This is a genomic window from Massilia sp. IC2-278, assembly GCF_020708045.1.
Classification (GTDB): Bacteria; Pseudomonadota; Gammaproteobacteria; order Burkholderiales; family Burkholderiaceae_D; genus Telluria.
Genome location: NZ_JAJFES010000001.1, coordinates 1099541 through 1125233 on the forward strand (window position 1 = coordinate 1099541; position 25693 = coordinate 1125233).

At 69.4% G+C, this 25693-nt stretch carries 1 protein-coding gene (only partly in view); it reads right to left on the minus strand.

Annotated features, from left to right (window positions below):
- Positions 1 to 25693: the 3' portion of an LEPR-XLL domain-containing protein gene (locus LK540_RS04810; protein WP_229435888.1), read on the minus strand. 8792 nt of this gene lie beyond the right edge of the window; only the last 25693 of its 34485 coding nucleotides appear in the window; its start codon lies off the right edge, out of view; the stop codon is at positions 1 to 3.

Here is a 25693-nt window from a genome sequence, read left to right on the forward strand (position 1 = left end):
TTACAGCGTCAGGTCTTCCAGCCAGAACTCGATCGGCAGCGCCGTGGCGTCGGCCGAATCGGCGCCGATGCCTTGCGCGTTCGCGACCAGTGCACCGCTCTTCGCCGGCGCATCGGCCTGGGCGTGTGCCGCCAGGTAGAGCGCGGTGCCGCTGACCGAGGCCGTACGCAGCGACGCGTCGAATCCGAAGCCGGCTGCCGGCGCGGGTGCCAGCGAAGGCAGCACCGGCAGGGCCGGGGTCGGGTCTTCGGTGTGACGCACCGTTTCGCCGACCGCCACCGCCGCCTCGTACATGGTGGCGCCGTCGAGCACGTAGAAGTGGGTACGGCCATCCGGGCCCGTATCCTGCACCACGATGCCGCGCGGCGCTTCCACGAACAGCGCCGGCGACTGCACCTCGACCGCGTTGCCCATGCCCAGCTGCGGACCCATGCCGTACAGGGCCACGGTGTCGGCCACGATGTTCACCGCATCGTCGCCTGCCGCATCGAGGATCACGCCGCCGCTCTTCACGACCACGTGCTTGCCCTCGACCCCGGCCAGCGCCAGGTTGCCGGCTGCCTGGGCCGTCACCGAACCGGTGCCGCTCAGGACCGTCCCGGCATCCATCTGCACGGCGCCGTTCGCGCTGTACACCAGCAGGTCGCCACGGGTGGCCGACACGCTGTCGTGCAGGACCACGCCGTCGCGGCCGTCGAGCACCAGGCCGTTGGCGGCGACCAGGCTTCCCTGCGCCGCTTCGACGGTGACCAGCGAACCGAACACCTGCAACGGTACGCTGCTCAATGCCGCGAAGTCGGTCGCCACGATGCTGACCTTGCCGGCGCCGGCTGCCGCATGGCCGTCGGCACCCTGCACGCCGATCACCAGCTGGCCCGCACCGGCCAGGTGGCCGAGCATGCTGTCGGTGACGCTGAAGGCGCCGGCCGCGCCGGTACCGCCGACCACGATGTCGCGGCCCGCATCGCCCGGACGCAGCTGGACGATGCCCGCGCCATGCACGTCGCCGGTCATGACCAGGGTATCGGCCTCGATAACGAAGTCACCCGTCACGCCGCTGAACACGATGTCGCCGATAACGACCTGGCTGGCACCACGGATGGTCAGCGAACCGCCGGCCACGTTCAGCGCGCCGTCGAAGCGCACCACGCCGGTCGCGTCGATCGACACGTCACCGCCGATGGTCACGTCCTGGGCAAAGCTGACGTCGTGCGCATCGCGCACCGCCAGGCCGGCCAGCGCGCCGTTCGCACCGACCGCGCCGTTGACGACGATGTTGTCGCCGCCGGCCGCCAGCACCAGGCTCGCACCGGTGCCGGCGCCGTCGATGCCCTGGGCGAAGACCATGTCGCCGCCGCTTGCCGCACCGTTGCCGGTCGAGATGATGACCGGGCCGGTGATGGCCAGCGCGCCGCGCACGTCGAGCGCCTCGGCCACCAGCTGGCCGGACACGGCTACCAGGCTGCCGGCGCCGGAACCGTCCAGCACCAGGCTGTCGCGGAACACGACCGGCGTGGCGCGGCCATCGATGACGATGTCCTGGCCAGGCGCCGCGGCGCCGCCGCCGATGACGACCTGGTCGAAGCCGCCGGCCAGGTTGTCCAGCGTTGCCGGCGCCAGGTACAAGCCGCCGTTGTCGCTGTTGTTGCGCGACCCACCGATCTGGATGTCCAGCGCGTTGTCGTTCGGACGGATCGCCAGCGTACCGCCCTCGCCTGCCAGCGGCTGGCCGATCGTCAGTTCGTCGCCGACCAGGTTCAGGTCCTGGCCGCTGCCGACGTTCTGCGGCTGGCCGAACACCACTTCGCCGGTTTGCGAGACGATGGTGGTGCTGCCGCCGGCCGCGGTGACGCCAACCAGCGCGGCGTCGTTCACCACGCTGACGCTGCCATCGGCACCGACGCGCTTCACGGCGACGGCGACACCGGCGGCCGGCACGTTCACGCCGTCGGCTTCCAGCAGGTCGATGCTGCCGGCGGCGCTGGACGCCGCCAGCGAAGCGACCGCGGTCTCCAGCGCATTGCCCATGCCGATGCCGCTGCCGGCCGTCATGCGCAGCGCGCCCGCTTTCACGTTCAGGCCCTGCACGTCGCCGGCGCGCTGGGCGTCGACGATCGCGCCGCCAGCCACCAGGCTGACGCTGCCAGTACCGGCGTCGAGCAGGCCGACGGCGATGTCGCCGCCTGCCGCGTAACGCAGGCTGGCGCCGCGCGCCACGCTGCCGTCCTTCATCAGGATGGCCCCAAACGCGCTGACGTCGATGCTGTCGCCCGCCGTCAGGTTGCCGTTCTGGACGACGCTTTGCGCGTTCAGGCTGATGCTGCCGCCTGCCTGCGCGCCGCCGTCCAGTACGATGTTGCCGGCGCCGGCTTGCAGCAGCAGGTTGCCGCTGTTGGCACGGACCGTGGCATTGCCGCCGACGGCAAGGTCGCCGCCGTTGGCCGCCAGGACCGCATTGCCGCCCGCGTCCACCACGCCGTCGATCGAGACCGAAGCGCTCGCGCTCAGCGCCGCATTGCCTTGCACAGCCACCTGGCCTTGCGCCGCAACCGCGATGGCGCCGCCTGCCAGCACGGCATTGCCGCCGGCACCGACCTGGCCCGCCACCGTGATGGCACCGGCTGCGCGCAGCGCGGCATTGCCGTGCGCCGCAACTTGTCCGCCCACCGAGATGGCGCCGCCCGCCAGCACGGCATTGCCCTCCAGCGCCTGCACGTTGCCGCCCACGGTGATGGCGCCGGCCGACCGCAGTTCCACGTCGCCCTTGGCGCCTGCCACCGCGCCGGCCGCCACCACCAGGTCGCTGCCGCCGTTCAGCATCAGTTTGCCGCCGTTGGCCAGCACGCTGCCAAGAACCACGTTCACACGCGCCGCGTCGAATTCGACGTTGCCGGCGGCCGTGGCCTGGCCTGCCACATCGACCGCGATGTTGCTCGCAGCCAGCGCCAGGTTGCCGGCCGCCGCGTCGACGCTGCCGCCGACCACGATGCCGCCGAGTGCCGCCGTCAGCGCCACGTTCGCGCCGCGCAGAGCCTGTCCGGCACCCACCATGATGTCGCCGGCCTGCGCCGACAGCACCACGTTGCCGGTCACGTCGACGCCGTTCAGTGCCGCCACGGCGCCCACTGCCGCCGTGCCATCGACGCCGATACGCTCGACACCCAGGCCAACCGACGCCATTGCGACGCCGCCCGCTGCCTGAACATGCAGGCCGCCGCTGCCCGCTTGCGCGGCCAGGCCGGTCACCTCGATCTCCAGCGCATTGCCCGCGCTGCCCACGGCGTTACCCGCCTGCAGGCGCAGCGCGGCGGCCGTGACGTTGACCAGGCTGTCGCCGGCCACGTCCGCGTCCAGCACGCTGGCGCTGGCCTGGAGGCCGACCGTGCCCTGGCCTGCATTGACACGGGCCACCGTGAGGTTGCCGCCCGCCGCCAGGTTGATGGCGCCGTCGAGCGTGGCGACCGACGCGCTTGCGCCCATCGCCAGGTTGCCGCTGGCGCGCAGCTCGATGCTGCGGCCCGCTTCCAGGGTGCGCACGGCGCCCGTTTGCTGCAGGTCGCGGCCGGCGTTCAGCGAGATGCTGCCGTGCTGGCTGCTGACCTGTGCCGCCAGCGACAGATCGCCGCCCGTGGCCAGCAGCAGGTTGCCGGCTGCGTCCAGGTTGCGCGTCACCGTCATCGATGCCGCACCCAGGACCAGGTTGCCGTTCGAGGCCACGCCATTGATCGCCGCATCGGCCACGGCGGCGCTGCTGCCGTCGGCCGCCACACGGTTCACCGAACCGGCGACGCTGCCCAGGTTCAGGGCGCCGCTGTTGTCCAGGTACAGTCCGCCGCTGCCGGCAGTCGCCGCCAGGGTGCCCACGTCCAGCTGCAGGTGCGCCGCGCTGCTGCCGACGTTTCCGGCCGCGATACGCAGCGCAGCCGCGCGCACGTCGATGTCGTTGCCGATGTCGACGATGGACGCCGCCACCAGGCTGACGTTGGCGCCGCTGGCGATGCTGCCCAGCTCCAGCGTATTGCCGGCTTCGACACGCACGTTGCCGCCGGTGGCGACCGTCATGGCGTTGGCCATGAAGACGTTGCGCGCCGCAGCGAGGTCGATGCTGCCGGCGGTGGCGTTCACCGCCGCGTTCTGCATCAGGTCGCGTCCGGCGGACAGGCTGATGTTGCCGCCGGCCGTGACCGGGGCCAGGTTGGTCGACAGGTCGCGGCCAGCCTGCAACAGCAGGTTGCCCGCAGCGCTGACCGTGGCGCCGCTGGCGATGTCGCCGCCAGCCTGCAGCACGAGCGCCGCGCCGCTGACCAGGCCAGCCTGCGCCGCGTCAACGCGCTGCGAACCGGCCGTGGCGCCGTTTGCCAGCACGCGGTCGACGCGGATCTCGCCGACCTCGCCGAGCACCACGTCGGATGCCTCGTTCACGAACATGCCGTTGCCGATAGCGCTCAGCAGCATGGTTTCGGTGTCGAGCGCATCGGCGCCGCTGCCGATTGCCGCGCCGGCGTTCAGGCGCAGGGCTTTCGCGTACACGTCGACGGCGTTACCCGCCTCGGCCGCGTCTGCAATCGCACCGCCGCTGACGATGCTGACCGCACCCCAGCCGGCCTGGCCGGCCAGGCTGGATGCCGCGCGGTCGGTGTTCGAACGCGCGTCCAGCAGCGCCACCGTGACGCCGGTGGCGCCCTGGTAGCGGATGTTGCCCGCGTTGGTGACGGCGCGCGCACCGTCGACCATGAGAATGGCGCCGGCGCTCGACGCAACGTCGATCGTGCCGACCGCAGTCGACAGCGTTGCCGCCGCCGACTGCGTGATGTTCCCCACGGCCAGCAGGCTGATGCTGCCATCCTGCGCGCTCAGCGCCGCGTTCACCGCCAGGGTGCCGCTCGCCTCGATGCGCAGGTTGCCGCCGGTGGCCACCAGGGCCGCGTCGATGACCAGGTTGGCGCCGCCGAGCACCAGGTTGCCGCTGCCGTTCTGGACACCGGCCAGGGCTGCGCCGCCGGCGTTTGCCACGGCAGTGCCGTCGGCGCCGACGCGGTTGACCGCCACGCCAGCCACCTGGCCGAGCGTGGTGTTGCCGCTCGCAAGAACGTAACTTCCACCCTGCGCCGCAAAGGCCAGCGTCGCCGCCTGCACTTCGAGCGTTGCGGCCTCCTGGCCGACCGTGCCGCCGGCCTGCATGCGCAGTGCGCCCGCGATCACGTTGACTGTACGGACGGCCGCCGCGTCGTCGCCCTGGGCGTCGAGGATGCTGCCGCTCGCCGCCAGCGAGACGCTGCCGGTGCCGGCATTCACCACGCCGAGCACCAGGTCGCCGCTCTCGGCCTGCACGCGCACGTTGCCGTTGCGGGTCAGGAGCTGGGCCTGGGCTTCGAGGGTGACGAAGCTTGCCGCCGCCAGGTCCAGGGTCTTGCCGGCGCCGCGGGTTTCGATGCGCGGCGCATAGCTGGCCAGGTTGTCGTCGATGACGATGGCGTCGCTCGAGACCAGGCTGATGCTGCCCGAGCCCGAGCCGATGTCGGCGCGCACCGTGATGTCGGCTGCCGTGCCCTCGCCCGCTTCCCCGCTTTGCAGCAGGATGTTGCCGGACGCGCCGGTGCTGTCGACCAGGCCGTCGACGACGATGGCGCCGTCGACGGTCACGATGGCCAGGTTGCCGGCGCTGCCGCCGAGCAGCGCGCCATTGATGCGCAGCGCCGTGGCTTCGCGCAGCAGCACGCTGCCGGCCGTGGTGTTGGCCAGGGTGACCGAGGCCAGGCGCGTCTGCAGCGCACCGCTGCTGCCGATGCCGGTCGCTGCCGACAGGGCCGCGGCGGCCGTGTCGCCGTCGAGGTTGATGCCGTCGCCCGCCAGGTTGTCGACGATGGCGCCGCCGGCCGTCAGGCCAATGGCGCCGTCGGCGATGACCTGCGAGACCAGGATCGAGCCGCCCGCGGTCATGGTGACCGCGCCGTTGCCGCCGCCCACCGAGGTGACGACGGTGCCGCTGTCCATGACGATGGCGGCGCCTGCATTCAGGCGCACCAGCCCGCCGTTCGAGACGATCGACTCCGACAGCGTGACTGCGCCCGAGGTCGAGCTCACGCTGATGCTGCCGCCGCTGCCGTTGGCGATGCCGCCGTCGCGCAGGTGGACGTTGCCGTCCGCGCCGAGTGTGACCGCGCCGCCGTTGGCAGCGATGGCGCTGTCGACCGTGATGGCCGCGCCGCTGCCGCCGGCGTTCAGGCTGACGCTGCCGCCACCGACGGTGACGATGCCGCTGCCCTGTACCAGCAGCTTGCCGGCGCCGGTGGAGATGGCGATGTTGTCGCCCTGCGCACTGGCCTGGCTGATGCCGTCCACGCGCAGGTCGCCGCCCACGCCGCTGGCCGCGTCGCGCGCCAGGTTGTTGATCACGATGTCGCCGTCGCCGGTGTTCACGGCGGTAAGGCTGTTCACCTGGGCGAACGGCAGGATGATGCCGCTGCCGGCGTGCAGGCTCAGGTTCAGCGCGCGCAGCGGTTCGCTCGACGCGCCATCGAGGTCGCCGGTCGGATTCGACTGGACGATCGCGCCGGTGGCTGCATACAGCGACATGTTGCTGTTGTGCGCCTCAACCTGGTTATGGATCGAGATGCCGTTGTACGCGTCCAGCGTCACGCTGCCGTTCACCATGAACTGGAAGGCCGGGTTCGCGAAGTCCTCGACCACGATGTTCTGGCCATACACTTCCAGCGCGCTGTGGAAGGTGTACTGCTGCGGCGCCTGGATCGCGCCCAGGCGCACCTGGCCGGACTGGTCGTCCGCGTGCGCGCCGGCCAGGTAGCCGACGGTCGCGCCTTCCTGGCGCCCGATCACGATCTTGCTGAAGGTCGAGGCAAAGGTCGCTATCTCCGCGTTGTCGATGTTCAGGTAAGCCGTGTTTTCCAGGGCCGGGCCGCCGACTTCGATGTTCATGCCGACGGTCGTCGGGCGCAGGGTCAGGATGCCGGTGCCGACGATCGAGCTTTCGCCGCTCTGGAAGTTGATCTCGTTCCCTTCCAGGAAGATGTCGCCGCCGCCGTCGACCGTCACGCCGCCCTTGAACACCACCAGCGTGGCGCCGGTGATGCGGAACGAACCCGTGGTCAGGTGCACCGACTGCTCGAAGGTGACCACGCCGCTGGCGTTGATGCTGAAGTCGCCGTTGACCGTGACTTCGCCCTTGAAGGTGACGTTGTTGGCCTGGGTGATGGTGATGCCTTCCAGCGCATCGGTATTGCCGACCATGCCGGTGACGACGATGTTGCCGGCCGCCGAGAGTTCCAGCAGGTCTTCCGGATCGAGGCCGTCGCCGTTCAGCGAATGCGCCGCCGAGCCGCCCAGCTGGATGTCGCCGGCGGTCGCCGTCAGCACCACCTTGTGGTTGGTGGCGGTGGCGCCGTCGATCTTCACCGAGTCGTCGATGTAGGCCCAGGAAGCGCTGACGCTGCTGGCCGAGATCGTCGTGGTGTGGCCGGAACCGTAGATGGTCAGGCCGGATTCGCCCTGCAGCACCAGGTTCTGGTTGATCGCCACTTCGCCGCCCAGCAGCGAATTCTGCACCACCAGCGAGTCCTTCAGGACCACGTCGGTGGTACCCGCGGTGTCGCCGATCACGATGTGGGCCGCGCTCTGGGCGCCGCCGATCAGGATCTGGCGGAAGCCGTCGTTCAGGTTGTTCAGCGCATTGTTGCTGATGTAGAGCGCGTTATTGCTCGACAGGCCGCCGCTGACGTCGTCACCCAGGAAGATGGTGCGGGTCGGGTCCAGCGCGGCAATGCTCAGCTGGGCGCCGGCACTGCGCACGCCGGCGCCGATCTGCACATCGTTGGCCAGGATCGTGATGTCTTCGCCGGAGGCGTCGACCGCCTGGTTGATGACCTGGCTGCCGCTCAGGTTCGACACGCCGGTGCTGCCGCCGCGGGTGCCGCTGTCGGCGCTGCCGCTGCCGGCTTCCACCTGCACGGTGCCGGTGGCGATCAGCGAAACGTTGGCGCGTTCGATGCTGCTCACGCTCAGGGAGACCGCGTCGATCACGATCGAGTCCGGGCTGAACAGGAAGCCCGGCGTTGCGGCGCCGATCGCGCCCTGCGCCGTGATGGTCAGCTTGCCGCCCGTGGTCTGGACATAGGCGCCGCCCGCCGCGCGCAGCACCACGCCGTTGGCCAGGTGATTCGCGACGTTGTAGTCCTCGATGTTGGCGGTGCGGATTTCGCCGGTGGCCTGGTCGGCCGTGAATTTACCGTAGCGCATGGCCCAGTCGACCTGCGGGTCGATCGCGCCGTTCACGCTCTTCCAGTTGCTCACGCTCGTGTCGTTCAGCAGCGCGCCTTTCGACACCGTGATGTCGATGTTGCCGCTGCCGTGGACGCGGATGCCCGCGCCCAGCAACACGTTGCCGTTCTCGGCGCGCAGGCTGACCGAACCGCCGCCGGTGGCGATGTCCGCACCGAGGGTGATGTGGCCGTTGGCGCCGCCTGCATACAAATTGACGTTACCGGTGGTCGAGACCACGCCGGCGCCGCCGCGCAGGGTGTCGAGCGCGCCGTTCAGGGTCGACAGCTTGATTTCGCCGGCGCCGTTCTGCACCACGCGTTCCAGCACCAGCGAATCGACGTCCTGGATGGCGATGTCGCCGCCACCGTTGTTGGTCAGATCCAGCGCACGCACCTGGGTCTCGATGGCGTTGCTTGCTGCGCCGATGCCGCCGTTGGCGACGATCACCAAGCGCGCGTTGGCGGCCACGATGTCGGTGCTGCCTTCGGCGCCGTCGACCACGCCGCCGCTGTGGATGACCAGGTCGGCGTTCGAGGTGGTGACCAGCTTGCCGAGACGGATCGCGCCTGCGGCATCGAGCTTGAGCGCGCCCGAGCCGGCATCGACGACGGTGTCGCCGGCCATCTGCAGCACGCCGCTGCCGGCGTTCAGGGTGATGGCGCCGGTGCGCGAGGTCAGGTCGGCTTCGGCCGCCAGCGTGAGGCCGGTGGCACCGTTCAGGGTGATGGCGCCGAGTTCGGTGGCGACCGCACTGTTGACGACCAGCGTTCCGGCCGCGTTCAGGCTGACCGCGTTGCTGCCGCCGGCCGCGATGGCGGCGTTCACCACCAGCGAGGACGCGACGTTCAGGATCACGGCGCCATGGCCGCTGCTTTCCAGCGTATTGACCGTCAGGCCGTCTACGCCGCCGCTTGCCTTCACCGTAATGCTGCCGCCGGCGCTGATGTCGAGGGTGTCGGCCACCAGCACGCCATCGGCGCCGGTGCCGGCCGTGACCGAGCCGTTCAGGGCGCTCAGCGTCACATGGCCGCCGCCTGCCAGCAGGTTGCCGATGCTGATGTTGCCGTGCAGGGAAACGATGTTGATGTTGCCCTTGAAGCCGGCGGCCTCGACCAGCGAGCCGATGGTGATGTCGCCGTGCACGATCACGGTGACGTCGCCGCCGCTCATGACCAGGGTGCCGATGGCCAGCGCCATGCCGGCGGTGCTTTGCTGCACCACCAGGCTCGACTGGCCCGATGCCGCCGACATGTCGATGTCCATGCTCGACACCGCCGTGTTCAGCGTCAGTTCGCCGCCCGCGGTGACGTCCAGGCTGCCCGCGGTGATGGTGCCGCCCAGGGTCAGGCCCTTGCCCGCCGTGAGGGTCACGCTGCCGGAAGTGCCGACGTCCAGATCCGAGACCACGACCAGCGAGCCGGTTGCGGCGCCGAGGCGGATGGTTTCGCCGGCGTGGGTCGGCAGGTTCACGACCGTCAGCGAGCCGCTGGCGTCGAGCGAGAAGCTGCCCGCCGCGCGGTCCGGCACGATCAGGACGAAGTCGCCGTCCACGTGCAGCTGGCGGTCCGGATCGTTGTCCTGGGCCGAGGCGCTGGCGCGGAAGGCGTCGTTCGCCGCCTTTGCCACCAGCACCAGTTTCTGGCCAGCGACCGACGCATCCACGCCGGCGTCGCTGGCGTCGATCTTCGCCGCCAGCGCGCCGAGGATCGAGGTCCAGTTGCCGGTGACGACCTGGCCGGCGACGGTGTCGCCGACCTTCACGCTGAAGCTGCCGCCGTCGATGACGACGGTGTAGGCGAAGTTCGGCGACGGGTTGTCGCGGAACTCGAGCTCGCTGCGCTGGGTGCCGTCGATGCCCGCGGCGACGGATGGCGTGGTGCCGGCCGCCACGACGCCGCCGGCCACCGCACGCACGCCCGATTCGCTGACGGCGACGTCGGCCACCGTGAAGGCGGTGTTGTCGGCGGTGGCGGTCAGGGTCAGCGTGAAATTGGCGGCGTCGATGCTGAAGGTGACCGCTTCGGCCGCCTTGATCTTGTTGCCGAGGTCGGTGAGGATCGCGGTCCAGTTGGCCGCGACTTCGCCGGTTCCGGCGCCCACGGTCGTGGTGTACGGGTTGCCGTTCACCTTCATGGTGTAGCTGAAGCCGTTCTTCAGCGTGTAGGCGGCGTCGGCGACGTCGTTGGCGTCGTCGGCCGGGTCGTCGAAGACCACCGTGGTGACCTGCTTGGCGTCGTGGCCGGCGGCGACCGTCGGCTGCACGGCGTCGACCAGCACGGTCAGCGTTGGCGTCGCCAGCACGGCGTTGATCGCGAATGCCTTGTTGGTGGCGGTCGCGGTCAGGGTCAGGCTCTTGCCGCTGCTGTCGGCGGTGACGCGGTTGTCGGCCGTGACCAGGGTGTCGAGTGCGCCGAGCACGCCGCTCCAGGTGGCGGCAACGTCGAGCTGCTGCACGCTCGCCGTGACGCGGCTGCTGCCTTCGCTCGCCGGATGGGCCTTGGCGACGGCAGCCGACAGGCCGGCTGCGATGTCGGCCGTGGTGTCGCCGGCCTTGGCGGTGTACTTGAAGTTCTCGCTGCCGATCTTCAGGGTGTAGGTGTCGCCCGCGATCGCGCTCAGGCCGGTCAGGGTGACGGTGCGCGCCAGGTCGTGGCCGGCGGCGCTGACCTTCACCTGGCCCAGGCCCAGGCCTTCGGCGGTTTCCGCCACGCCTTCCTTGTGCACCGAGATCGCAATCACGGCGTCGTCGGCGTTGTTCACGGTCAGGTAGTCGTTCAGGCCGGTGCGGACCAGGTAGGCCTTGCCGTCCAGGACCACGCCGTAGACGGTGCCGGCGGCAACGTCGCCGCCGAACACGATTTCGCTCTGCTGGGCCACGCCGGTAGCGGCCGCGCGCAGCGGCTCGGCGCCGTGGTCTACCACGCTGCCGACCGCGCTCACGCCTACCGCGTCGACCGTAAAGGCGACGTTGGTTTCCTTGGCTTTCAACACCAGCGTATGGTTCGAGATGTCCTCGGCACTGGCGGTCACGTCGATCTTCTCGCCCTTCTCGATCAGGTTGCCGAGGTGTTCGAACACGCTGTTCCAGGACGCGTCGACGGTGAAGGTCGAGGCGCTGGCGTTCAGTGCGGCGTCCGGGTTGATCCTGGTTGCCAGGGCGGCCACGATGTCCTTCAGCGCCGCGCTGCTGCCGGCGGTGATGCGGAACACCTTGTCGCCCACGGTCACGGTGTAGGCCGCGTTGTTCACCACTTTCAGCGCGCTCAGGTCGAGCGAACGCCCGGCCTGGCCGGTCTGGTTCGCGCTCCAGGCGTCGTTGCCGGCGATGTCGGACAGGCTTTCCAGGCTGGCCGCGATGGTGGCCTTGCCGGCGCCGGCGCTGATCGTGACGACCTTGCCATTGGCGCTGGCGGTGTAGTCCGCGTCCGCGTTGATGGCGGCGGCCAGCGCGGTGGCGATGCCCGCCAGGCTGGCGCCGGTGCGCGGCGCCTCCACCTGGAAGGTGTCGCTGCCGATGATGATGCTGTAGCGGCCGTCGGCCAGCAGGCGCATGTCGGACAGGTCGACCGTGCGGTCGAAGCCGTCGTCGCTGTTCGACTTGGTGTTGATCTCGGCCGTGCCCGGATTGGTGGCGGCGCCCCACTGCTGGACGTCGACCGAGATCGCCGCGTTGCCGGCCCCGGTGATGTACAGCAGGTTGTTTTCACCGGTGCGCACGCCGTAGCCGGCGCCGTTGACGACCACTTCGTACAGCTTGCCGCTTTCGATGTTCAGGGTGTTGTTGAAGATGAGCTTCGATTCCTGGGCTACCTTGGAACCGGCTTCGACGACCGGGCTCAGGCCGAAGTCGTCCACCGCGCCGAGGATGTCGGTGCGGTAGGTTTCGGTCACGCTCGCGCCGCCCACGCTGAAGGCGCGGTTGGCGGCCTGGGCCGTCAGGGTCAGCTGCTTGTTGGCCGGGTCGGCAGCGACGTCGATCCGCTCGCCGGTCGAGATCAGCGTGCCGAGCTTGGCCAGAACGGCATCCCAGCTGGCCGCGACGCCGTCGGCGCCGGCGGTCACCGCGTAGTCGTGGCCGTTGACGCTGACCGTGACGGTGGTGCCGTTGGCGACCGCCCCGCCAAAGGCGATGCGATTCACCTGGGCGATGGCGACGCCGGCCTGCACCGGCGTGCTGACGACGATGTCGACGATGGCGCCGCCCAGGCTCAGGGCGGTATTTTGGGTCACTTCGGTGGCGCCGGTGCTGAAGCCGCCGGCGTCCGGGCCGGTGTAGCGCACTTCGAGTTCGTTGCCGGTGCCGGCCATGTCCTGGTTCAGGAGCAGCTTCGGCGCATGCGCCGTCACGCCCTTCACCGACACGCTGTAGCCGTACAGGTCGGCGTCGCGCTGGTCGAGGGCGTAGCCGGTGATGGCGCCCTTGTCGTTGCGGACCGCCGCCAGCATCTCGTAGATGGTGCCGCGCGCGTCGACTTCGACGGTCGAACCCGCGGTTTTCTGCGCGCCCTTGGCGGAACCCGCCTCGACGTAGTCGACGTACATGTCGCCGCCCGAACGGATGCGGATGCCGTAGCCGTCGTCGATGGTGCGCACTTCTTCGACGCGCAGATCGTAGCGGTTGTCGTCCGCGTGGCCGCTGGCCGCGCCGCTCTCGCCGCCGCCGGCCGTGATGTCGATGCGGCCCTGCTGGGCCACCACCGACTTCACGTACAGGGCGTCGGATTCGTTGATGCTGACGTTGCCCGCGCCGGTGGTGCGCAGGGTGATGGTGTTGACCAGGGTGTTCAGCTGCACGCCGTTCACCGACTGCACGTTCAGGTCGCCGGCAATGAAGACCGAGGCGCCGTCGGCCGCGATTTCCGCCGCCTTGACGTCGAGCTGGCCGCTGGCGCGGTCGGCCGCGACGATCCCGCCCAGCACCGTCAGCTTGCCGCCGATGTCGAGGGTGACGTTGCGCGCCGAACCGTAGCCGCTCAGGCCGCCGATGAAGCCGCTCATGGTGAGGCCGCCGGCCAGTTTGACGTAGATGTCCTTCGCTGCGCGCAGCTCGAAGCGGTCGGCCGGCAAGGCCGCCGCCTGGATGTTGATGAAGCCGCTGTCGGTGAGGACCGGGGCGCCCTGGCGGCTGTCCTTCAGGTCGCCGTCGCCGTTGAAGTCGATGCCGAGGATGGCTTCGTATTCGGTGGTCGCCTGCAGGATCTGGCTGCTGCCCTTTGCCGAAATCAGGACCTCGGCGATGCTGCCTGCCGCCGTGCCGTCGAAGCGCGTGCCCTTGACGCCGACGACGCCGTCGATGGTGACGTTCTGGCCCGCCACCAGTTCCAGGTGGCGGTTGGCGTACAGGTTGCCCTTGATCGCCAGGCTGGCGCCGGTTTCCAGGATCAGCGTATCCGAGCTGATCGAGGACGGCAGCAGCAGCGTGTCGGCGCCGGCGCCGAACACCAGGTTCGTGCCCGCGCGGTATTCGGTCAGCTCGGCGCCGGCCTTGAACTCGTACAGGTCGATGATCTTCGCCGCATTCAGGGCGATGCCGCGCGTGTAGTGCAGGCCGTAGTTCGAACCCGGCGCCGCATCCGGCGCCTGAACCGTGACGTTGCCGCCGGTGCTGGCCAGGCGCAGGGTATCGGCGCTTGCCTTGCCCTTGGCGCCGACCAGCAGGTCGCCCTGGGCCGTGATGTCGGCCACGCTGCGCCCGCTCGTGGTGTCGGTGACGCTGGCGTCGACCAGCACAAGGCCGGCGTTCTTTTCCAGCGCACCGTCGAAGTCGGCCAGCACGATGTCGTTGCGGATGGTGGTCGCATCCAGGCTGTTGACCGCGATTTCCAGGCCGCTGATGCCGTTACCGGCGCGCAGGGTCAGGCGGTTCGCGACCAGGTCGACGGCGTTGTCCGCCGCGCTTTCGCCGATGCGCCCGCCCGCGTCCAGGGTGATGTTGCCGTTCGAGGTGAACTGGCTCACCGCAACGGCGTTGCCATGGGCGTCGACGATCTTCGGCGCGTCCGAGGCGCTGGCCAGGTAAATGCCGGCCGAGGCGTGGCGTACCAGGATGTCGCCGGCCGCGGTCACGCTGATGTCGTCGCCGGTGGCGTTGGCGGCGATGTTCAGCTCGACGATCTCGACGTTGCCGCCCGCACGCAGCGCGAAGCTGCCGTGCGCCAGGGCGACGTCGCCCACCACCAGGCGGCGTGCCGACTGGGTCAGGTCGACGCTGGCGCGCTGCGCCGGATTTGCAGCCGAATTCGCGGCCGCGCTGTCGATATACAGGCTGTCGACGTCGGTGGCCAGCTTCAGGTCGGCCACTGCCACGATGCGCAGTTCGCTGCCGCCCACCACGGTGCCGCTGTCGCCGGTGATCGCGCCCTGCGCATTCAGGTCCAGGGTGCCGCGCGGACCGGCGCTGACGTTCCCCAGCGCCATGTCGGCGCCCGCGCCGTCGAGCTGGCGCGTACTCAGGGTGATGTCGTTGCGTTCGCCCGTGCCCAGGGTATGGGCCTCGACCACGTGCAGGTCGCCGCGGTTGGCGACCGTGATCGCACCGTCGACCGCCTGCGCGTTCGTGACCGTCAGGTCGCCGACGTTGGCCAGGCTGATGTCGCCGGCGCCGCTCAGCGCCAGCTCCGCGCTGCCGACCGCGGTCGAGAGCACGATGCCGTTCTCGGCGCCGGCGTCGAGCTTGTCGGCGCTCAGCATGCCGCCGGCCTGGCCGATGTGGCCTGCCGCCGCGCTCAGCTTGATGCTGGCGCCGCTGGCGTCCGCGTCCAGGGTGGCGTTGTTCAGCGCGATGCTGCCGCCATAGCTGCCGGCCGACAGATCGATGTCGCCCAGCTTGGCGTTCAGCACGGCGTCGCCGTCGGCGACGATGCCGCCGTCCTTGCTGGCGCCGGAACCGGCCGCGATGCCGATGCTGCCGGCGTCGATGCTGCCCGACAGGGTGATGTTGTGGTTGCCCCTGGCCGTGACGCTGTCGAGCGTGGCGCCGCTGGCGGCGGCGATGCTGCCGCCGATCGTCATGTCGCCGTTCGCGCTCAGCTTCACGCTGGCCGCGTCGCCGGTGCCGCGCACGGTCGCCGTGTCGTCGACCAGCAGCGTGGTGCCGGCGTGGATGTCGAGCGCCGCCGCGTTCAGCGAGGCGCTGACGGTCTTGCCGTCCACGGTATTACCCTTGATTTGCACCAGGCTCGAGGCCGACAGGTCCATGGCGCCGTCGGCCGTGAGCTTGCCGCTGACTTTCAGCGCGCCGCCGGCGTCGATGTCGATGGCGTTGCCCTTGATGGTTTCGCCGGCGAATTCGCCATAGGTGCGGGCCGGCGCGTCGACCATCGCCACCGTCGTGCGCAGCACGGTCTCGGTGCTCAGAATCGGCACCGTCTTCCAGACCGTGACTTCCTGCTCCTGGGTCACCATGGTGGTGACCGTGTGGGTCTCGTACACCGGTTTCATGCCGAAGATGTCGGTCGACATCGTGCTCAGCGTGTAGTCGAGCTGCTTGCGCGTGTCGTAGATGTTCTTGGTCTGCGAGGTCCAGGCGTAGGAGTAGTCGTTGTAGTTCTCGTAGCGGTAGCCGTACACCTTCAGCGAGGACACCTCGTCGTTCCAGTCGCCGCCGATGTTGCCGGTGCTGCCGTACAGGGTGGTCGTGCCGCCGCCGTAGTTGATGTCCCAGTACAGGGTCACGTGGTGGGTGTTCGAGCCGAGCAGGAACGAGGTGTACTCGTCGTTCGCGTCGCGGCCGATCCAGCTGCTGCTGTTGCTGAAGTAGTTCGAGCCGCCGCGGTAGCCCGAGTCCCAGTAAGCCGTGACCGAACCGCCGCCTTCGGCCCAGCCGACCTGCTGGTTGGCGCGGACCGTGTGGCTGCCGTCGATCCGGGTCAGGCTGGCCGTGTTGCTGACCAGCTGCGTAAGGTATTCGGCCGAACCGTGCACGTAGTCGGTCGCACGGCCGTCCTGCCATTTCGCCACGTGCGCGTCGCCGGTGGCGCCGGCGCTCCATTGCCATTCCGGCAGGTAGCCGACGTTGGTCGTGGTGGTGTTCGAACCGCCCTCGGCCGTGGTCTGCTTCTGCAGCTGGTAGGTACGGATGCCGCTGCCGTCGAGATAGCTCGCGGCCCAGCGCCCGATACTGTCGTCGAAGTCGTCGCCCTCGCCATTCGGCTGGACCCAGGCGGATTTGTCCTGGGTATAGCGCACGTTGGCGTGGTCGGTGTAGGTGCCGACCAGTTCGCCGGCATTCGCGCCGGCGGGCTGGTCCCAGGCGCCGTTGCTGGCGCCGTCCATGGTGGTGTCGCCGGTCAGGTAGCGGATGTTGTTCTTGAACGCCAGGTTCAGGATCTGTTCCTGGGCGCCGCTTTGCATCAGCACGTACTTGTCGCGCCAGCCGTCGACATCGATGTGGTAGATGACCTTCGGGTTGTTGGCCCACTTCGGCTGGGCTTCGGCGCCCTTGATTTCCTCGATGTTGCCGTTCTCGGTACGGTGGATGGTGACCGAGTCCGCCTTGTAGCTGAAGTCGTACAGCTCCATGTAGCGCAGGGTCTTCAGGACCAGCGCGCGCTGCGCGTCCGACAGGTCGCTCCAGCCCTTGTAGCCGGTGTCCCACGGATTGTTGGCCGGCGCGCTCAGGCCGTTGGCGGCCCAGGCGATGTCCTTGTTCAGGTAATCCACGCCTTCGATGAAGGTTTCCTTGAACTGCTGGCCCGGCGCCGCGTTCGGGTTGTAGTAACCGGTCTGGGTCAGCGTCGTTTCCATCGTCGTGAACTCGCTGCCGGTCTTGACGCTGGTGTTGCCCACCTGCTCGGTGATGGTGGTGGTGACCGGCACCTGCACCTGCACCTTGGTGGTGCCGTCGGCAACCTGGGTGTAGCCGGTCACGACCTGCACGGTGTCCTCCACCGTGGTGTAGACCGGGACCTTGATCGTTTCGCGCGCGTTGACGGTGCTGTCGGCGCTGATGGTGACGTCGCCGCCCGCATGCACGCTGATCTTGCCGGCGGCGTTGATGGTCGCCTGGCCGGAAATGGTGACTGCGCCGCCCGAGAGAACCGCGGAGTTCACCACGCCTTCCATCTGGGTGCGGGTCCAGTTCATGTTGACGCCGGCATTGATGTCGATGCTGCCCGACGAGGTGACCAGGCCGCCGATCCTGACTTCGCTGCCGCCCGAGACCAGCACGCGTGAGTCGAGCGAACCGTTGCCCGGGCCGGCCTGGATGCGGCCGTTGATCTCGACCTTCGGACCGGCCAGGTGGATCAGGCGGCCCGCTTCGATCAGGGCTTCCGGCACGTGCGGATCGGCCAGTACGTATTCGCCCGAGACCAGCAGCTTGCCGCGCGCCAGCAGGTAGACGTCGGATTGCTGGCCGACCGCGTGCACGTAGGCGCCCGACAGGACCGAGATGTTGTTCGCGACCAGGCTGACCTTGTCGGCGACGCTGATGTTGCGCAGGACGGTGACGTCGCTGCCGGTCGAGGTGATCGACAGCGAGCCGACCGTGTCGCGGCCCAGGTCGGCGTTACCGACCGTGCCTTCGACCAGGATGGCGTCGATGGCGCTGACGACGATGCTGCCGCCGGCCGCCGTGTCGAGCGTGCCGCCGCTGTTTTCCACGCCGTCGCTGCCGACGAAATAGGTGTCGACCAGCACGGCCACGCCGGTGGAGTCGGTGCCGCCGGTGATGCGCAGGCTGTCGTAGGCGTAGACCAGGCCGTTGACCCACACCTGCGAGCGCGAGGTGATGGCGACGTCGGCGTCGCTGTCGGCGGCGCGGATCAGGCCGCGGGTCTGGACGTCGCCGTCGGCCACGATCTCGATTTGGCCATCCTGGCCGCTGCGGCTGTCCGCCCAGGCGCCGAAGCCGGTGGCGTCGGCCACGATCGAGCTGGTGGCGCTCATCGAGAAGCCCAGGCCGACCGCATTCGCGCCGGTTTGCAGGCGCACCAGGCCGGTCGACAGCAAATCGCCGCCGCTGTTTACACTACCTGTGGCACTGCCGAGCATGATGTCCTGCGCCGCGCGCAGCGACAGGGTCGCGTTGCGGCCGCTCCAGGACGTGGTGCCGCTCACGCTGTCGTACAGCGCGCCGGCCTGCATGGTGCCGTTCATGACGATGCTGCCGGCCGTGACGGCCAGGCGGCTCGCATCGGCGGCGGTGGCCAGCTGGCCGTCCGCGTTCACGGCGAACCGGCCGCCGGCGTTGATCTCGATGGCGTTCGACGCTGCCAGCACGAAGCCGGTGTTGGCGGCGCCGCCGCCCACGGTGACTGCGTCGCCCGCCGTGATGTCGACGCGCGCGCCGGCGCCTTGCGCCAGCAGCTGGCCGCCGGCCAGCACGATGTCGCCGCCGGCCGTCAGTTGCACCGAGCCGGCGACTTTCACGTCGGCGTGCAGCAGGATGTCGGTCGTGGCCTGCAGGATGACTTCGCGGTCGTAGGTGGCCGCGGTGGCGCCGGTGGTGCGCAGGGTGCCGCCGATGTCGAGCTTGTCGCCGCTCAGCACCAGCTGGGTGCCGCTGGTGAGCACGGTGTCGAGCGCGGTCTTGACGGTGCCCCAGGTCGAGCCGATCTGCAGCAGCGACAGCGCATTGCTGTCGCCGCCGATGTTGTTGTTGATGACGACGTCGTTCAGGCCGTTCAGGACGATGCGGCCGTTCGGGTCGATCGTGTTGAACTGGGCGCTGTTGAAGGTCTCCAGGCTCACCTGCCCCGCCTCCACGCGGGTGCCGGCGTTGATGATGATGTCGCGCTGGGCGGTCAGGTCGCCGATCAGCTGCAGGGTGCCGGTGGCGTTGATGACGATGTCCGAATTGCGGCCGCCCGCGATCAGGTTGCCCTCGATCTTCGCGTTGCCGGTCGGGTTCAGCACCATGCCGCCGCTCAGGGTCTCGAGCGTGCCGGTGACCGTCAGGCGCACATCCTGGTTGCCGCCGGCCAGGCTGCCGGCGTACATGTTGATGCCGCTGTGGCCGCGCACATAGCCTTCGATCGATATCTGGCCGCTCGGTGCATCGGCGCGGCCCAGGTTGACGACCGAACCGCGCGCGCTGGCGTCGAGCGCCACGCCCCGTGCGGACGCAGTGACGCCGTGGGTCGCGTCGCTTGCCGCGACCTGGCTGAAGCCGAGGCGTTCGGCGTGGCCGCCGGCGACGGCGCTGATGCCGAAGTGGTAGTTACTGGTCAGGAGCAGGTGGCCATCGGCCAGGCGCGCGGTGACCACGCCGGCGCCGAGCGCCGCGTCGAGCGCGCGCTGGACGTCGGCCAGCAGGTCGGCCAGGCCGCCGTTGCCGCTCGTGGCTTCACGGGTCACGGTGACGACCGCATTGACGCTGCCGTTCTCGCGTTCGACCGCGATGCCGAAGGACGTGTCCGCGGACAAATCGCCGCGTGCGAATTCGACGAAGCCGTCGGCGCGCAGTTCTTCGTTCCAGGCTGCCGCCAGGATCGCCAGGTTGCCCGAGGAAGACAGGCCGAGCGTGCTGTTTTCGCCGGTGGTGGTGAGGTGGACGTTGCCGCCCACGACGATGCCCTGGTCGGCCCAGGGGCTGGCGTCGTGCGCCAGGTGGCTGCCCGAACCGCCGCGCACGTCGATGGCTGCACCTGCGCTCAGGTCGTGGCTCAGGCGGACCTGGCCGCCGGCCGTGACCGACAGGGTCGAGGCGCCGCCGAAGCTCTTCACGTCGCTGCCGAGGAACTGGCCGCGCGCGTCGTAGCGGTCGACGATCTCGCCGCCGGCCACGGCCACGCCGTCGATCTGGGCGTCCATGGCCGCGCTGATGCTGATGCGGCCGTCCGCGTTGTTGGTGGCCAGGCGTGCGCCGCCCGGCATGCGTACGCCGAGGCCGTCCAGGCTGCTGCCGCCGCGCACGGTGATCGCTTCGCTGGCGCGGATGGTGGCGCCGATCTCGACCGCTTCGCCGAACTCGGACACGGTCTGCATGCCCAGATACATCTGGCCGCCCGCAGCCAGGTTGATGCTGGAATTCTTGCCGTCCCAGACGATCGTTTCCGAGACCAGCTTGCCGTCGACGCGCTCGCTGACCACGTGGCCGCCGGCCAGGATCATGCCGCCGATGGTGACGTTGCCGCTTGCCTGCACGGCCACGCTGCCGCCGGCGTTGTCGCTCGTCTGGCCGAGGGCGGTCAAGCCGCCGGCGCTGCCGATGATGATCGAATAGCCGTTGTCGTCGGCGCCCGCCACGCCGGTGGTGGTGAGGCTGACCGATTTCGATGCCGCGATCGCGGTGTCGACCAGGATCTGCTGGCCGGCCGTGATCGCCACGGTGGCGTCAAGCCCGCCCGCAACCAGGCCGTGTTCGCCGAAGCCGGCGCCGGCCACGATCGCACCGTGCAGCTCGACGTCCTGGCCGCCCGAGATGACGATGGCGCTGCCCGCGGCCTGGGTGTTGATGACCGAGCTGGCGTGCACGTAGACGCTGGTGCCGTCGGCATTCGCGCCGCCGAGGTTGGTGCCGTCGAGGGCCACGCCGCCGAGCAGCGACATGCCGCCGTTGACCTTCGCCACGCCTTCCCAGTAGACCCACTTGTCCGACTGGACCGTGAGGTCGGCGCCGGCGCCGTTCAGGTTGATGTTGCCGCGCACGATGGCGGCGTCGCTGCCGCTGACCGTGAAGTCGGCATTGTCCTGCAGGGTCGTGATGGTGCCCGAGATCAGGGTGCCGAAGCCGCGCTGGCCCAGCAGTTCATGCGGATCGAGGATCTGCAGTTCGATCTTGCCGTCGCCCTTGGCGTCGTAGGCATAGACCATGTATTCGCTGCTGCCGTCGGTGACCACCCAGCGCGTGCTGTTCTGCGGCGCCACGGCGCCCCAGTTCATGGCGGCATTGCGGTAGTCGATGCCTTCGGTGAAGCCGGTAACGAGGCTCTTGTCGCCGCTGCCCGCCTTCAGGTAGACGGTCTGCTCGTAGTGCGCGTAGCCGGTCTGGCTCAGCACGCGGAACTGCTGGTCCGGGCTCAGCTTGTCGAAGGCGGTGCCGGCGTCGGGAATCGCGACGTCGCTCCAGCGGATGGCGCTGTTCTGGTAGTCGCCGTTCGCGCCCTGCGCGAAGCTGAGTTTATACGCCTGGCCCGGCGCCGCATCGGCGTCGTGGTACACGGTGCCGTTGAAGCGCGCATAGCCCAGCACCTGCAGCACGCGGTCCTGCTGCTCGATGGCGAGGTCGGCGAAAGCGGTGGTGCCGCTGGCCTTGTCGACGCTGCCCCAGTCGAGGGTGTCGTTCTTGTAGTCGACGCCCTGCTCCAGGGTCGCGAGCACCTGCTTGCCGGCCGCCGCAGCGGCGTTGACCAGCACTTGGCGCTCGACCACGGCGTAGCCGAGCTTGTCGGCGACGATGGCGCGCTGGGCCTGGGTCAGCTGCTCGAAGGAGGCATCGGCCGCCGGCGGACGCACGCCGCCCCAGTCGATCGCGTTCACGTCGAAATCGGCACCGGCGGCGGCAAAGCCGCTCACCACCTGCTGGCCCTTGGCGGCCGCCAGGTTGACGTAGCTGGTGCCCTCGTAGCTGTCGTAGCCGAGGGCGCCCGCCACGACCTTCTTCTGGGCCGTGCTCAGGTTCTCGAAGGCGGTGCCGGCGGCCGGGGTGCCGGCGGCGCCCCAGTGGATGTCGGCGTTGCTGTAGTCGGTGACCGCGCCTTCCGAGAAGCCGTAGACCAGCTTCTTGCCCGGTGCGGCGTTGTAGTTGTAGTAGGCGGCCGTGCCGGTGCTGGTATCGGTCTCGTAGCCGAGCGAGGCCGCGACCACGGCCTTCTGGGCCGCGCTCAGGTTGGCGAACGCGGTGCCCGCTGCCGGCGCGCCGGCGGCGCCCCAGTTCATGGTGGCATTGCTGTAGTCGGCCGAGACGCCCTGCACGAAGGACTGCACGACCTGGTGGCCGGCGGCGGCGCCGGCGTTGACGAACACCAGGCCGCTGTAGGCGGTGTAGCCGGCGTTCGACAGCGGGCCGCTGGCACCCGCCAGGGTGGCGCGGTAGGTACCGGTCAGGGCATTCCAGTAGCCGCCGTCCGCATGGACGGTGTAGCCCAGAGCGATCGCGACCTGGTCTTTCTGCGCCTGCGTCAGGCTGTCGAACGGGGTGTAGTTGGCGATGGCGCTGACGGCCGCGCCGTCCTGCAGCGCCAGGCCGTGGCCCGCGAACAGGCTGGCCAGGTCGGCGCTCAGCTGGCCGTGGTTCAGGGCGTCGATGATGGCCGCGATGCGGTTGGCGTCGCCGGTGCTGGCCAGGACCTTGCCCGGCAGCGTGTCGAAGTAATCGGCGTAAGTATGGGTCGAGACGCCCGAGTGCAGGGTCACGGCGGATGCCGAGCTGAGGCTGCCCGAGAGCACCAGTTCGCCCGCGGTGCTCATGCGCACGGTGGCGTCGCGGCCGGTCAGGACCGTTACGTAGTCGTCGCCCTGCTGGACGACGTCGGCGCCGGCCAGCACCGCGCTGCCCGACAGCAGGTGCAGGTAGCCTTGCGCTTCCAGGTTGACGGCGCCATTGTCGCCGCGGGCGCCGACGATGGCGCCCTCTTTCAGGGTCGTGCCGGTGCCGGCATGCAGGGTCAGCGCGGCGCCGGCCGCGTCGGCGGCCACGTTGCCGGCGACGACGATGCCGTGCGAGCCGGTCACGTTGAGGCGGCCGTTCGCGCCCAGTACGGCGATGCGGCCGCTCTGGTCGATTGTCACCGAATTGATCTCGGCGCTCGTCGCCTGCAGGGCGTTGATGCCGGTGCTGTTCGAGACCGTGACCGAGACGCTGTTCTGGCCCAAAATCCAGCCGCTGACCAGGATCTGCTCGCCCACGTTCAGGGCGACGTTGTTGGCCTTGATGCCCGAATCCGGGCCGCCGAACGGAGTGCGGGTGTTCTGGCGCTGCACCTCCAGGGTGCGCGCGTTCATGGTGACGGTGTCGTTCGACTGCATGTCGCCGACGATGGCGATGTGCTGGGCCGTGAACACGGCCGCGTCGCGCAGCATGCTCGAGAACGAGAACGGACCGACGACGGCGTCTTCGACGTCGCCGATGGTCATGCGCACGCCGGCGGCATTGTGGCCCACGTTGATGACGGCAAAGCCGTCGCGCAGTGCCGACAGGTCGCGCTCGCCAAGGTCGAAGTTGCCGGTGGCGCCGGCACGCGAGAGATCGTTGCCGTAGGTGGTGTCGGCGGCGCCGCCGATGCGGTAGTTCTGCGCCGCGTGCATGGACTTCAGGGTCAGCTGGCCCTGGCCGCTGACGCGGTTGTCGCCCGAGCGGAAATCGACGTCGTCGGCGACGATGGTCAATGCACCGTTGCCGGCGCCGATCGCGATCGCGCCTTCGTCGAGCGAGAACAGTGCTTCGCGCGCAGCGAGCTGCACGTCGATGGCGCCGTTCGCCACCAGCAGGCCGGATTCGATCACGGTGAGGCTGTCGCGCTCGCGGATCACGATGTCGTTGAAGCCGGCGGTGCCGCGGTTGACGATCGAGATTTCCTCGACCGCCGTATTCAGGGTGCCCTGGATGCCGGCGCCGTGGATCGACAGGCGCGCGTTCGGCGCCACGAAGACGGCGTTGCGCACGTCGACCAGGCCGGCCGCTTCGAGCGCGAAGTCGGTCGAACCCCAAGACGCGTTGGCGCCGCTGCTGATGCGGGTGACCGACGCCAGGTCGGTGATCTCGATGCGGTCGAGCGCATCGTTGAAGTCGATCGTGCGGGCATTCGCGCGCAGCTGGCGTTCGTTGAACTGGAGCGGCGCGGTGCTGCTGATCGGCGCCAGCACCAGGCGGTCGTTGCCGGCCCCGCCGCGCACGTTCAGGTAGCCGTCGCCCGACACGTAGATCGTGTTGTTGCCGTTGCCGGTATCCAGGGTGTCGGTGGCGCCGGAGATGATGAAGGTGTCGTTGCCGCCGCCGCCGAAGATGGTGTTGTTGCCGCTGCCCATATCGACGTACTCGGCGCCGTCGCCGCCGACGAAGCGGTCGTTGCCGGCGTCGCCGTAGTAGCTGACGCTGGCGCTGCCGCCGACGAAGGAATCGTTGCCTGCCCCGCCGCGCACGATGCTGCCGGCGCCGGCGTTGATGATGGTGAAGTTGTCGTTGCCGTCGCCGCCGTCGAAGTCGAGCACGGCGACCACGCCGCCGCCCACAAAGATAGCGTCGTTGCCGCTGCCGCCGCGCGCGACGATCTTCTTCACGCCCGAGTGGCGCTCGGTCACGCCGAGCGAGGACAGCACGATGTTGCCGGCGGCGTCGCCGTCGATGCGGTAGGTTTCGTTAACGGTGCGGTCGTACAGGGTGCCCGAGCCGTAGCGGCCCGAGGTGTCGCCCATGCTCAGGTAGAGCGTGTCGCCGACCTGGGTGGCCAGCTTCGGCGGGGCGCCCCAGCTCCAGAAGGCATCGGCGTCGACGCTGATGCCGATGATGGTCACGCGCGCGGCCAGGTGGGCGCTGGCGGCGGTCAGTTCGACCTCGCCGCGGAAGCCCGCCAGGGTGCCGCCGATGGAGAACAGCCCCATGTCGATTTCGAGACGGAGTTCGCCATACACGCTGGCCGAGATGCCGCGGTTGCTGAAGCCGATCGCGATGCCGGCGTTCAGTTCGAGCGGGCCCATGCCCACGTGGAGGTTGGCGGCGCCGGTGATCTCGAAGTCGCCATCGGACTCGACGTAGCCGCCGATATTGATGTTGATGAAGTTGAAGAAGTTCAGGTTCGCGTTCAGCTCGAGGCGGAACACGTCGTTCTGCAGGCTCATGCCACCGTGGAAGCCGACGTCGAAGGCGAGGATGTGCAGCGCGCCGTCCAAGTCCAGGTTGAAGGTGGTGCCGGCGGCGACGCCCGCATAGGCGTTGGTGTCGCTGGTATTGATCTCGAGGATGGCCTTGGCCTGGATCCCGAGTTCGCCGGTGCCGAGGGTCACGTTGGTGCCCAGGCGCAGCGCAAACACCAGGCCTTCGTCGGCCTCGATGAAGGCGATCGCGCCGGTCACCTGCACGCTGCCGAGCACGCCCAGTTCGAGCGAGAGGTCGGCCTGGGCGGTGACGCCGGAGCGGTCGATGGTGAGATCGAGCGCGCCTTCCATGTGGACGGCGCTGCCGACGTTGATGCCGGCGCTGCCGGCGATGTGCAGCGACTGCGCCGCCAGGCCGACTTCGACGAAGCCAGGGCCGGCGGTGTTGATGGCGCGGACCTTCTGCACGGTGTCGGTGGTGTTCACCTGGAGCAGGAAGTGGCCGTTGACTTCAAAGGCGCCGCCGTCGATCAGGACGGAATCCGGGCCGGTGCCGCCGACTTCGAAGCTGCCGTACAGGCCGTTGGCGACGATGCCCAGGCTGCCGGTGACCGACAGCGGCTGGAACATCGGCAGGCTGAGGGTGGCTTCGGCCGCCAGTTCGGCGCCGTGCTGCGAGACGATCACGCCGAAGCTGCCCTGCAGGTCGATGGCGCCGTCG